Origin of the sequence: Marinomonas sp. UCMA 3892, from assembly GCF_012726345.1 — a bacterium.
Classification (GTDB): Bacteria; Pseudomonadota; Gammaproteobacteria; order Pseudomonadales; family Marinomonadaceae; genus Marinomonas.
On sequence record NZ_PTXN01000022.1, the window covers coordinates 18567 to 31724 of the forward strand.

The 13158-nt window shown below is 41.4% G+C and carries 11 protein-coding genes and 1 pseudogene; 6 read left to right on the top strand and 6 right to left on the bottom strand.

Translation table 11 applies throughout. From position 1 onward, the window contains the following. Positions 1–10: 10 nt before the first annotated feature. Positions 11–394 carry a glycine cleavage system protein GcvH gene (gene gcvH, locus B6N13_RS21255; RefSeq protein WP_012069985.1) on the top strand — a complete coding sequence of 128 codons (384 nt, stop codon included), beginning with the start codon at positions 11–13 and terminating at the stop codon, positions 392–394. Between the two features lie 76 nt (positions 395–470). Continuing rightward, a complete protein-coding gene (gene gcvP, locus B6N13_RS21260; RefSeq protein WP_169460526.1) occupies positions 471–3335 on the top strand; it encodes an aminomethyl-transferring glycine dehydrogenase in 2865 nt (954 codons plus the stop codon). A gap of 167 nt (positions 3336–3502) precedes the next feature. On the opposite strand, the gene B6N13_RS21265 is transcribed toward gcvP, so the two are convergent. After that, entirely contained in the window at positions 3503–4402 is a 900-nt protein-coding gene (locus B6N13_RS21265) for a LysR family transcriptional regulator (RefSeq protein ID WP_248280407.1), read from the bottom strand. Between the two features lie 147 nt (positions 4403–4549). On the opposite strand from B6N13_RS21265, the gene B6N13_RS21270 reads away from it, so the two are divergent. Together B6N13_RS21270 and B6N13_RS21275 are read left to right on the top strand one after the other, a co-directional pair. Continuing rightward, entirely contained in the window at positions 4550–5659 is a 1110-nt protein-coding gene (locus B6N13_RS21270) for an MFS transporter (RefSeq protein ID WP_282434094.1), read from the top strand. Positions 5660–5825: 166 nt separating this feature from the next. After that, complete coding sequence (locus tag B6N13_RS21275) at positions 5826–6875, top strand: GGDEF domain-containing protein (protein ID WP_169460529.1); 1050 nt, start codon at positions 5826–5828, stop codon at positions 6873–6875. Between the two features lie 90 nt (positions 6876–6965). On the opposite strand, the pseudogene B6N13_RS23475 reads toward B6N13_RS21275, so the two are convergent. From B6N13_RS23475 to B6N13_RS21290, 3 genes and pseudogenes are all read right to left on the bottom strand, one after another. Then, positions 6966–7139: pseudogene (locus tag B6N13_RS23475) on the bottom strand (aldehyde dehydrogenase (NADP(+))); the annotation flags it as partial. 24 nt (positions 7140–7163) lie between these two features. Continuing rightward, positions 7164–7913, bottom strand: a complete 750-nt coding sequence (locus B6N13_RS21285; protein WP_169460530.1) for a CLCA_X family protein — start codon at positions 7911–7913, stop codon at positions 7164–7166. Between the two features lie 45 nt (positions 7914–7958). Then, positions 7959–8465 (bottom strand): hypothetical protein, encoded by a 507-nt coding sequence (locus B6N13_RS21290; protein WP_211172967.1) that lies wholly within the window; start codon positions 8463–8465, stop codon positions 7959–7961. Between the two features lie 350 nt (positions 8466–8815). Here B6N13_RS21290 and B6N13_RS21295 point away from each other — a divergent pair, with 350 nt between their 5' ends. Next, the gene (locus tag B6N13_RS21295; RefSeq protein WP_169460532.1) at positions 8816–10711 is read left to right on the top strand and encodes an alkaline phosphatase PhoX; all 1896 of its coding nucleotides are present in this window, start codon (positions 8816–8818) and stop codon (positions 10709–10711) included. Positions 10712–10808: 97 nt separating this feature from the next. Here B6N13_RS21295 and B6N13_RS21300 read toward each other — a convergent pair whose 3' ends face one another. Beyond that, positions 10809–11447: an alanyl-tRNA editing protein gene (locus B6N13_RS21300; RefSeq protein ID WP_169460533.1), complete on the bottom strand. Its 639-nt coding sequence runs from the start codon at positions 11445–11447 to the stop codon at positions 10809–10811. Between the two features lie 59 nt (positions 11448–11506). Continuing rightward, a complete protein-coding gene (locus tag B6N13_RS21305) occupies positions 11507–12127 on the bottom strand; it encodes a LysE family translocator (RefSeq protein ID WP_169460534.1) in 621 nt (206 codons plus the stop codon). Between the two features lie 73 nt (positions 12128–12200). Between B6N13_RS21305 and B6N13_RS21310 the strand changes: the two genes are divergently transcribed. Next, positions 12201–13055, top strand: coding sequence for an AraC family transcriptional regulator (locus B6N13_RS21310; protein WP_211172968.1), 855 nt, complete (start codon positions 12201–12203; stop codon positions 13053–13055). Positions 13056–13158 lie beyond the last annotated feature (103 nt).

Below are 13158 nucleotides of genomic sequence, written 5' to 3' on the forward strand. Positions count from 1 at the left end.
CATAAATTCTATGAGCACTATCCCAGAAAACCTAAAGTACGCCGACTCTCATGAATGGGTGTTGGACAACGGTGATGGTACAGTTACTGTTGGCATTACCGATCATGCACAAGACCTACTAGGTGACGTTGTTTACGTTGAGCTACCAGAAGTAGGCACTGAAGTAACCGCTACAGAGCAGTTCTCTCTAGTAGAATCTGTAAAGGCGGCTTCTGATATTTATGCTCCTGTTAATGGTGAAGTGATTGAAGTAAATGACGCACTAAATGACGCGCCAGAATTAATCAACGAAGCGCCATTTGAAGGCGCATGGATTGCAAAAATCAAGCTTAGCAACGCCGCTGACCTTGATAAACTACTGGATGCTGCTGGCTACTCCGCCACTATCGCATAGCTCCGACAATAGGCTCTCCCCCACTAACTAAGAGAGCCTACTCCCCCAGATCTTTATCTTAATAGGTGATTGTAATATGAACTCGTGCATTCGCGATTTGTTAAACAATGATGAATTTATTGCTCGCCATATCGGCCCTGATGAATCAGAACAAGCAAAAATGCTGGCCGCGATCGGCATAAACACTCTTCCTGAGCTGATCGAAAAAACAGTTCCGGAAGCCATTCGTCAAGCAAATCTAGATCTTTCCGCCACTCCGGTTAGTGAAAGCGAAGCTCTTGTGCAGTTAAAAGCGATTGCCAGCCACAACAAAGTGGCGCGTTCTTTTATCGGCATGGGCTATCACGACACGCATGTGCCATCCCCTATTTTACGCAACTTACTAGAAAACCCAGGTTGGTACACAGCATACACACCATACCAACCAGAGATTTCTCAAGGTCGTTTGGAAGCACTATTAAACTTCCAACAAGTCATCATCGACCTAACTGGCATGGAAATATCTAACGCTTCCTTGTTAGATGAAGCAACGGCTGCTGCCGAAGCCATGACACTAATGAAACGCTCAAACCGCAAGAAGAGTGACAAGCTGTTTGTTGCGAGCCACTGCTTGCCACAAACAATTGATGTTATTAAAACTCGTGCCGAACTATTAGACATAGAAGTCATTGTTGATGATATCGCTAACTTTGCACAACATGACGTATTCGGTGCCATCTTCCAATACCCAGGAATTGACGGAACGATTACTGATTTGAGTGCTGTTATTGCACATGCTCATGAACAAGACACTCTTGTCAGTCTCGCTGTAGATCTACTTTCTCTTGTTCTACTAAAATCTCCTGGCGAAATGGGTGCTGACATTGTATTCGGTTCCGCACAACGCTTTGGTGTACCAATGGGCTTTGGTGGACCTCACGCTGCTTTCCTAGCAACAAAAGACGCATTTAAACGCTCTATGCCAGGTCGCGTTATCGGCGTATCTAAAGATAGCCATGGTAAACCAGCACTTCGCATGGCAATGCAGACCCGCGAGCAACACATTCGCCGTGAAAAAGCGACTTCAAACATTTGTACCGCTCAAGCATTGCTTGCCATGATGGCTGGCTTTTATGCAGTTTATCACGGCCCTGTTGGCCTTAAGAAAATCGCTAATCGCATTGCTGCGTTGACAAGCTGCTTTGCTAACGCTATTAAAAACCAAGGCTTCACAACGAACACAAGCTACTTTGATACCGTTATCGTTAATACAGGCGAACAAACTGACAGCATCATGGCAAAAGGTGCAGCGAAGTTAATGAACTTCTACAAAGTGTCTGAAAGCCAAGTGTCTATTGCACTAAACGAAACCATTACACCTAATGACATTATTGATTTGGCTGAATGTTTCGGCGCAGAACTATCGTTAGAAGACATTGCTAACACCGAAACTGCATACGGTTTTGATGCTTCGATGCTTCGTCAAGATGCCATCCTGACTCACCCAGTGTTTAACAGCCATCACAGCGAAACCGAATTGATGCGCTACATGCACCAATTGGAAGTGAAAGATATCGCACTAAACCAAAGCATGATCCCGCTTGGTTCTTGCACTATGAAGCTAAACGCCGCCTCTGAAATGATCCCAGTTACTTGGGCAGAATTCGGTCGTATCCACCCGTTTGCACCAAGTAATCAAGTTGCTGGCTATCACGCATTACTGCAAGAACTTGTCGATATGCTTTCTAAAGCAACTGGCTACGATACGGTTTCTCTGCAACCTAACTCTGGTGCACAAGGCGAATATGCGGGCCTTATCGCTATCGATAAATATCACAAATCTCGTGGTGATCATGATCGTGACATATGCTTGATCCCAAGCTCTGCTCACGGCACAAACCCAGCTTCAGCCGCTCTAGCAGGTATGAAAGTTGTGATTGTTAAATGTGACGAAAACGGCAACATTGATTTGGTAGATCTTGCTGAAAAAGCAGAGAAGCATGCAGCACAACTTAGCTGCATCATGGCGACTTATCCATCTACTCACGGTGTATTCGAAGAACACATTCGTGAAGTCTGTGACATCGTTCATAAATTCGGCGGACAAGTGTACATTGATGGCGCGAACTTAAATGCACTTGTTGGTGTTGCGCCTCCGGGTACATTCGGTGGTGATGTTTCTCACCTTAACCTACACAAAACATTCTGCATCCCACACGGTGGTGGCGGTCCTGGCATGGGTCCAATTGGTGTTAAATCTCACCTTGCACCTTTCCTACCAGGTCACGCTGTTGCGCCAGTTATGGGTATGCTTGAGCAACACGGCGCAGTATCTGCAGCACCGTACGGCAGTGCAAGCATCCTTGTGATCACTTGGATGTACATCAAAATGATGGGGGACAAAGGCTTGCGTGATGCAACCTTCAACGCCATTTTGAACGCTAACTACATCGCTAAACGCTTAGGCGAGCATTACCCTGTTCTTTACACTGGCAAAAACGGTACTGTGGCACACGAGTGTATTATCGACATTCGCCCACTAAAAGCAGAATCAGGCATCAGTGAAGAAGACATCGCTAAACGCTTGATGGACTTTGGTTTCCATGCTCCAACTATGTCCTTCCCTGTTGCTGGTACGTTAATGATCGAACCAACGGAGTCTGAAAACTTAGAAGAACTAGACCGCTTCTGCGATTCCATGATTCAGATTCGCAAAGAGATCAGCAAGGTACAAGCTGGTGAATGGCCTCTAGAAGACAACCCTCTGGTGAATGCACCACACACAGCAGATAGCCTCCTAGACATGGAGTGGACGCATGCGTACTCACGCAAAGAAGCTGCTTATCCACTTAATTGGATCAAAGCGCGTAAATACTGGCCACCTGTTGGCCGTATCGACAACGTCTACGGCGATCGCAACCTATTCTGCGAATGCCCACCAATAGACAGCTACGAAGGCTAATCTTCGAAGCCCCTAAAAAACACTAGAAACGAAAAAGGCGAATCAGCAATGATTCGCCTTTTTTAGTTCCGCATAAAACAGCATCAAAAACAAATAAGGGGAAGTTCAAACTAAAAGATAAATATCACAAATCTATGATCATATTTATCATATAAATTCATTTTTATTTACTCACGCCCACCCCAGTGCTCAAGCAACGCATCACGAAACATCATTAACTTGGCTGATCGATGTCGAGCGGATGGATAGAGAAGTGTTAAAGGCGTCGATGATCGAGCATATTCATTTAAAACGGGCGTCAACAACCCGTCTTTCAAATAATCCTCTACGAAAAAAGTCATCAATTGTGCCATACCAATACTCAATAACGCGGCTTCTACTAAAGGATCTCCATGATCAACAACTAAGCTCCCTCTAATGGGAAAGTCTGTATCCCTCTCATTATTCCGAAATGTCCAAGGAAACAATTGCCCAGTAACAGGATTTCTAACTTGCATACAATTATGTGCAGGCAATTCCTCTAACGTCTTTGGAGAGCCATAAGTATTAAGGTATTTTGGTGATGCAACTGTCACCCAGCCAGCAGCTTTAAGGGGCCGCGCAATCACGCGGCTATCCTGAATATTTCCGCTACGAATGACAGCATCAAAGCCTTCTCCTACCAGATCAACTATTCGATCAGTTAATACCAACTCTATAGTGAGCTGTGGGTACTCATCCAATAATTTAGCAATAATAGGCATAACAACAGCCCGACCAAAAGCTGATGGTGCACTAATTTTTAAGCAACCTTTAGGTTCAAGACCATATTCCAGCAACTCTTGATGCGCCTCTTCAAGGCCGCCAACTAACGGCTTAACACGTTTTAAAAATAACTCGCCATCTACTGTTAACTTTAAATTACGCGTATTACGGTGCAATAGGCGAAGACCTAACTGGGATTCCAATCGATTGACTGCTCTAGAGATACCAGATTGAGTCACATCTAATTGTTGAGCGGCAACAGTAAAACTCAGATTTTCTGCCACTTTAATAAATTGCCTTACAGCATTAAGATCGTATTCCATGATTTTATTCATTACTCAAATGATTTAATTGCATTTATCAAACTTAAATCATTAAAGATAATCTCACAACTTAAAACTATGTTGGAGAGAGAAATGCGAACACCACTACCCATTAGTGTTTATATGCTGAGTTTTGGCATTTTCATTATGATCAGTTGCGAACTACAAGTATTAGGCATGATGGAGCAATTAGCAGCAGCGTTGACAATCAGCATCGCTCAGGCAGGATATTTAGTTTCTATTTTTGCTGCTAGTATGGCCATTGGTGGCCCTATATTGGCGATATTAGTTTCTAGACTAGCCGTTAAAAAAACCTTGATGATACTCTACATCATCTTTATTTTAGGTGAACTACTTGGCGGTTTTTCGAATACTTTTAGCCAACTAGTCATCGCTCGATCTATAACAGGCATGGTTTCAGGTGCATTTTTTGGCGTTTCTATTGGCTTATCAGCTCGACTTGTCAATTCAGATAGCAAACTTAAAGCCATATCAACGGTATTAGCAGGTATTATGCTTGGCACCATCATAGGCTTGCCGCTGGCTAAAGTAGTGTCTGAATACAGCAACTGGCAAACCAGTTTTTTCCTTGTTGTTGGTCTGGCAAGTATCAGTGCTTTATTGACATACTTGACCCTACCCGATCTTTCGCCCGAACCACCACAACCCCTTAGAAAAGAATTAGGTGCTGTCTTTGATGCTCGTCTTTGGTGGGTGTTTTGTACCAGTTTTTGTATCATTGGTGCCGTATACGCTCCTTTTAGCTATATCGTCCCTATTCTCAATGAAACATCTGGAATATCTCAAAACAGCATCACATTAATTCTCTTTGTATACGGTGGAATTATGCTCATCGGAAACAATTTGGTTGCTAAAATGGCAGCTAAAAATACAAAAAAAACGCTCGTAATAGGTATCAGTTTTCTAATTGTCAATCTGTGTATATTTGCCCTTTTTAATGATTATCATTGGCTAGCAATAACCTGCACATTGCTACTCGGATTATGTGGCGTAAGCCTAAACCCTGCCATGGTCAGTCGATTAATGGAATTACCTCAAGGTGGTTGTGCATTTATCAACACACTGCATGCCTCAATGATAACTCTAGGCATCATGTTTGGCAGCTTTACAGCAGGAACAGCATTATCGTTCGGCTATCCACTAACAATGACCATTTGGCTGGGTGCTGCTATCGCTTTCTTCGGTTTAATAATTTTAAAATTTAGTCCGATAAACACACATCCCCCTTCTAAATAGTTAAAACAACAATCAATTTAACCCTCATGTAACCGTTTTAGTACAAAAATCACGAACAGAAACCTTTCGTTTCAATTCTTCTATCGAACGCAACCTATATTTTATTTAAAATAAAAAGACTATGTTGTGAGCAAGTAAAATGTACAAATGCTATTTGAAGAAAGTATTGGAATGGTTACTTGGGGATAAAGACAATCCATTTGAGTACACACACCACGCTATATTGCTAGTAGGCACGGTTCTATACATTTACGCAGCGATAGCGAACTTCTACCTTGAACTAGCTGCCATATACAGTATCTACTTTCAGCTTGTTTTAGCTCTTTTAATTTTTGTCATTTGGTATTTGTCTCGCTGGCGAAATCAATTCAAAAAAATGAGAATTGCTTTTATCACTATCATTATATTGGTATCAATACCAGCAAACTGGATAGGCAATGCGGGATCAAATGGTCCTACCTATTTTGTTAATCTTGGTTTACTTATTTACATCTCTGTTTCATTCAAAGACCTTGGAATTTATCGTCGTATAGGGCAATTTTTTTGCATCATCATTCCTATACCATTAATTTTAATTGAAAAAGAACACCCCGATATTATTTTTCAATATGCTACAGAAACACAGAAGCAGATTGATCTAACAATTACCTTCATCATTATTGGTATTTTTTTGATCGTTATGATGGAAAGCTTATCCACCAGATTCAAATTAGAAAGAAATAAAGCAGAACAGCTATCTAAGAAACTGCGCAACTTATCAGAAAAAGACTCACTTACTGACCTATATAATCGCAGAATATTAGATAAGCAATATTCATTATGGAAAGCACAAGACCGAATTTTCAGCTTGGCTTTATTGGATTTAGATCATTTTAAAAAACAAAATGATCAATGGGGACACAACTATGGGGATGATATCTTGCGAACGTTTTCATCGCTATTGAAGGATGTTGCTATAAACAATAAAGGTTTCGCTATAAGACTGGGCGGGGAAGAGTTTGTTCTTCTGCTTCCCTTGTCAGCTGAGGACTCCTATCAAATAATCCGCCAAGCTGCAGAGACATTCAGCAAAACTCCCTTAATACATGGACCTGTTACATTTAGTGCCGGCGTAGCTCAAAGCACACCCAATGACAACCAAGGCGAGCTATTAAAACGTGCTGATAATTTAATGTATCAGGCTAAGAGCAAAGGTCGTAACTGTATTTGCAAATAAATAGTTGCTTACAGGTGCCAGGTTAAAAAGGACGCCTGTTCACCTCCAAACAAAGCAAGGGGTGGAATATCCACCCCTGTCAAATTCAGATTAACAATCCCATTTACCATCGTAAAGTCGTTTAAGCTCTAGCGGATTATCCTCTTTTAATGCCTTTGGCAGCAGGCTATCTGGAACGGCTTGATAGCATACAGGTCTCAAAAAACGGGCGATAGCAGCACTACCAACAGACGTTGCCCGACTATCTGAAGTCGAAGGAAAAGGACAAAAAATAGCGGAAATACATTCTTACTTTAAGGCATGGCCAAGCAGACTGAAATAATTATGAAAGGCTTTGTTGACTTGGTGCCGCTGTTCACCTTGAGGATAAAGACCCATTTTGGCTTCTTCAGAATAGCGGCTTCCTTTTACTAAAAAGGTACTGGTAGGTTTTGTGTCTTCAACAAAGGCTTCGAAGGCTCTCGCTGCCATCTCTTCTGGTTTGGCGTAATAGACTATTTTTAGTTTCTGATCTGCGAGACAGGACGCTTTAAACAAGTCGCTGGGCTCGTCTCCTTGCTCATTTAGCATGATAGTCTTGAAGCATTCAGCCAATAATAAGCTGAGTGGATGAGGGATTTTATTATGAGAAAGCTTTATAGGAGAATTATTTAACCATCTTTCGGAAGCGAATTGTGAGGATGAAGCATGTTGAAACATCTTTTCGCCCATGTAATGGTCAAAAGCATGAAACCACTCGTGTGCGAGACTGCCGGCGCCTGCGTTTTTCGCTAGGGATAATTGTCGAGTTGCCGGAACGTAATGAGCCGCCACGCCGGGACGCCCACCCTTCCCATATTGAAGACCAAGAGTGCCTCGTAAAGATATCAGCAGTTCTGGCCCTTGTAATACAGACATTAGATCTTCTAGCGCTCGATAGAAATTAACCGCCGCGCGGTCCCTTTCTTCTGGCGTGACCCAACGTCCCATCTCAATGCCACGAAAATCAAATTGCCGACGTATCATGACAAAATTAATTGGGACTTGATAAGAAGACATTTCGATTCGTTAATTACCTATGTAAACTCAAAATAATACTAGGTTTTAAACTATACCAAACTGCTGATTAAACTCAGCAATTTTCATACGTCGCATATCTTTTAGATCCTGCAACTGACTCTCCACCTTACTTTTTACAGTCTCTATTGTATCTGAATCAGCAGTGGCAACAGCATTTTCTAATTCGCGCTCATACTGATCTAGTAAAGTATCATAGTCATCTTGATACGCTTCCTCCACCAGCGCCAAAGCTACTTGATGCTGATAGCTAGCCGCTTTTTCCGTATGCTTTTGAATGTATGCCAGTGAATTATCAAAATACAGCTGCTTCAAAGAATCTTTTGCCGTAACGGAATTCTTAGAGGCACTTCTTCTTTCATCCGATACGATTCTTGCAGAGGAGATTTCCGCATCATAACCAATGCTAGTTTGTGCAAAACTAACCGGCACCGTATTTAAAACGAGAATTGCGGTAAGAGACTGCAGCTTTTTTAGAAAAACTTTCTTCATAATGGTCATTCTCAATCGGTTATCAGGTAAAACCTGCTTCATAATTAACAACGAGGTTAATTATGAAGCTACTTTTGATTCTATTGGGGCTCAAAGCTAAGAACAACACCAAAAATAAAGATGCACATTTTAACCTTATCTTAGTGCTTAGATATATTGCCTAACACTTGGTGCGAATCGTCCTGTTACATTCCACCCAAGCCTATGAAATAAAAAGCATTCTCATTCAATATTTATTTTTCTACTTTGTACAAAAATAACGTATACCTGTCACAGAAACTTCATCAAGAACTGATTTAATCCTCTTCAAGAACCATATCTCAATGGCTCTCTCACTTTCTTTTTACACACGTAGTTCAGGTTGCGACCTGTAGGAATCAAGGAAAAAAACCATGACTAATTCTGTCGACTCAAATCGCCGTCGTATGCTCGGCTTTATGGCTGGAGCACCATTACTACCACTTGCAGGTGGTGTATTTAGCTCTACTGCTTTTGCTGGAATGACTGATGCCCCTCTTTCTTCTGTTAGCTTTGTTCCTATGGCCGCGCCATCACTAAGCAATCCTGCTGCCATGTCAACCAACCTTATTAACTCAGCGATGCAGTTGAAGTTCGAAGATGGCACAAGCCGCATGGTTAAACTGGATTACCAACCATTCTTCATGACGGGCGACAAAGTTGCAGACGGTAATGGCAATACTGTAATTGCTGGTGGTTATTACGACATCAACAACAAGCCAATTCTTGATCCTAGCGCCGGAAATCGCCAATTTTTCTCAGACTGTCCAGATGGCTCTAGCTTATTAACCGCTAAAGATGCAAAAGTAGCTGGTGTTTACGGTAATCACGTCTTTGCAGTCGTTCAATTTGAATATGCTACTCGCGATGGTGCTGGCGAAGACATGTACGGCAAGCTACCTTCTCCTATTGCTATTTTAACCTTAGACCAAAATCCAGAAACCGGTGAATTGAAACTGGTTAAATACCACAACGTTGATACATCGAATGTCGGTGGTTTATGGATTACTTGTGGTGCGAGTCTATCACCTTGGGGCACTCACCTTTCCAGTGAAGAATACGAGCCAGATGCTTCTAAAGCAGATGACAAACAATTCAAAGCCTATTCTAAAAACCTATTTGGTGATGAAAACAAAGGCAAGCCTTACAACTATGGCCATCTGCCAGAAGTAACAGTTAACAAAGACGGAACGGGGTCTATCAAGAAACATTACTGTATGGGTCGTATTTCTCACGAGCTTGTACAAGTTATGCCTGATGAGCGTACTGTTATCATGGGTGATGATGCCACGAACAGCGGTTTGTTTATGTTCATTGCAGATAAAGCCCGCGACCTTTCTTCTGGTAAGCTTTACGTGGCTAAATGGACTCAAGTTTCTAGTAAAGGCCCAGGTGCAGGTGATATTTCTTGGATCAAATTAGGCGAAGCCAATAGTGATGAGATTCAGCGTTTGGTAGATGCTGGTATTAAATCGACTGACATCATGGAAATTCATACTAAAGACCCGAAAGATTCAAGCTTTACTAAAATTGGCTACGGCGGAAAATCTAACTGGGTGAAACTAAAACCAGGTATGGAAAAAGAAGCTGCTTTCCTAGAAACTCACCGTTACGCTGCATTAGTTGGCGGATCATTGGGATTCACAAAAATGGAAGGCACCACTGTCAACATTAAAGACAAAAAAGCCTACTCTGCTATGTCTTATATCTACAAAACCATGACAGATGGCAGCAACGACATTCATGTTGAAGGTCCTAAAGCGGGTGCGGTTTATGAACATAAATTAACCGGCGGTCAAAAAGACAATAACGGCCAAGCAATCGACAGTGAATGGGTATCTGTTCACATGCATGCTCCTGCAAACCTAATTGGCGAAGACTTAGCAACGCCTGATGCACTTGGCAACACAGCTCACGCTGATCGTATTGCGAACCCAGATAACATCAAGTTCTCTGAAAAACTTCGTACTTTGTTCATTGGGGAAGACAGCGGCAACCACGTAAACAACTTCCTTTGGGCTTATAACGTAGACAGCGGCGAACTATCACGCATCATGTCTTGTCCTGCTGGCGCAGAATCAACTGGTTTACATGCTGTAGATGAAATTAACGGCTGGACTTACATCATGAGTAACATCCAACACGCTGGTGACTGGGATGACAAACTTCACGCGAAAGTAAAAGACACTTTAGATCCATACATCCGAGCTAACTACAAAGACCGTTACGGTGCTGCTGTTGGTTACATCACAGGCATCCCAAAGGTATAAAAGTTCAAGTTTTAAGGACTAAAATCTAAAACCTTAAATTTATAAAAACGAAAAGGGCAACCATCTGGCTGCCCTTTTCTTTATCTATTACCTGCACTCAAACCAAATAAATTTCTACTCGTTCTTTACCTTTACCGACGTTCTTTCGTTTTAATTTGATACTTCCAAGTTCTATCGTGCTTTTAACATGCGTTCCACCACAAGGAACTTGTGCGAAACCATCAAGCTTCCAATATCGACGCTCTGCTTGTTCATCCGAAAACCCTTTTTCTATGGGCAAATCGGCATCAATTAACAACTGAGCTTGAGCTTGAATATCTGGCAACATGGAAGAAATACTTTCTGGCCATTCAAAATCGATCCGACTTTTAGTGTCTGAAATATGCGCGCCCATTTTCTCCAAATTTGGCAGTGCTTTATAAAATAATTCCAAAACCACTTCCGCGGCAAAATGTAAACGCATCAAACTATAACGTCGAGGCCAATCAATTTTCACCAAAACGGATTGACCAATATGAAAATCTGCAGCACAAGCTAAGGTATAGATGATGGACTTACCTGCTTTTTCCGCTTTCACAACCTCATAACCATCAATGCTTCCTGTATCACTTTCTTGACCACCCGACTCAGCATAAAAAATAGTCTCTGAAAGCTGAATCTGATTGCCATCAATATGAGTAATAGTTGTCGTCAACTCAGTCTGATAAGGATCGATCCAAAACTGCTTTACCGTCACAGCATTACTCCTTTCTTAATAGATACATTCATTTAGTCATTCATCATAATAAACATACGTTAAGACAACAACAAAACAGCGATTGAAAAACAGACAAACATCGAGCCTGTAATGGCGTCCACCAATATCATATGTCGTACAAAGAAAGCAGACACATAACCACATAACATGCCGTAGGTTAAATGCACCAGAAAAGTACAAAGCAACAAAATCAGTGTAAGGGTAACAGTCTGTGAAATTACGCTACTCTCTTGATGGATAAAAGCAGGAAGCAGAGCAGTAAAAAACACTAAGGTTTTCGGATTAAAAATGGACAGAATAACACCGGTTACGAATGTCATTTCTTTCTCGGACTTTTCAGCCCTTATCCCACCTTGCATACTTTTAAAGATAGACCATAAAATGCGCATACCTAGATAGCCAATATATAATCCGCCAAAGTATTTGATCACCGAAAAGGCAAACGTAGAGTGCAAAATCAAAGCACTTAAACCGGTTACCGTGGCGACAGATACGACAGCCATACCAAATAAAATCCCAAGCATTACTGGCAATGTCCGTTTGACACCAAAGAACAGAGCAGAATTCAATACAGCAAGCGTACCTGGGCCTGGCGTCCCGGCTGCAACCAAACAAATTGCTATGTAATACAAAACAGTATCGTCACCAAGATTAAACATAATTCCTCCTATATAAAACAAGAAGCTATTATCTATGTAGAGATATTTGCTTATAGGATAAAATTGCGTTTTTATGACAACTCAACAACTCAAAGGGCATTTTATGAAAGAGGAAATCGGTTCACATTTCTTTAATCTGGATTGTTACGATGGGATTGAATGTGTTCGAGCAAACTTCAAGAATCAGCACTTCTCAAAACATATACACGAAGGTTACGCTATTGGCGTCATTGAACATGGGGCACAAAGTTTTTTCAGCCAAGGAGAGAACCACACTTCCGGCGCGGGTAGTTTAGTTATTGTGAATGCAGATACCGCCCATACTGGTAGCCCCGCCTCAGAAAATGGTTGGGGGTATCGAGCCATGTACCCAACCCCAGAGCTTTTTGATGATCTTTTGAGTGACTTAACATTCAAATCAAAAAACGCACCCTATTTCCATCGTCCGATTATTGATGACGAAAAGCTTATAAAACTATTTAACCTCATATTCCGCTCTCTTGCTGATAAGCCATCAAGGCTAACCATAGAAACAACAGTTTATAATTTTTTCGTACAATTAACTCTCAATAGTAAAACCAACAGCTCGGTCATTCCTTCGAAAAAGGCAAATAAGTCATTACTAATTGCGAAAGAGTACATTCATGCTTATGCCTGCCAGGAAATTAGCCTAGAAAACCTATCAAGAATAGTGGGTATGAGTAAATATCATCTCATTCGCCAATTCCAAGCATCATTTGGCATAACTCCTCACCAATATCAGATTCAATCTCGGCTACAAAAGGCAAAAACTTTACTCAAAAATGGTGATCAACCAAGTAATGTCGCCTCAGAATGCGGCTTCTTCGATCAAAGTCATATGAACAATCATTTTAAAAAAGCACTAGGAACAACGCCCTACCACTATCAAAAACGAATTAATGTATAAAAGACACATGCCAAAGCATTGTAATCATAAGCAAAAGCTTCAAAAATCTTATTTCACGCTATTTTTTGAGATTTAAATACCCGTTATGATAGAACCAGAAAAA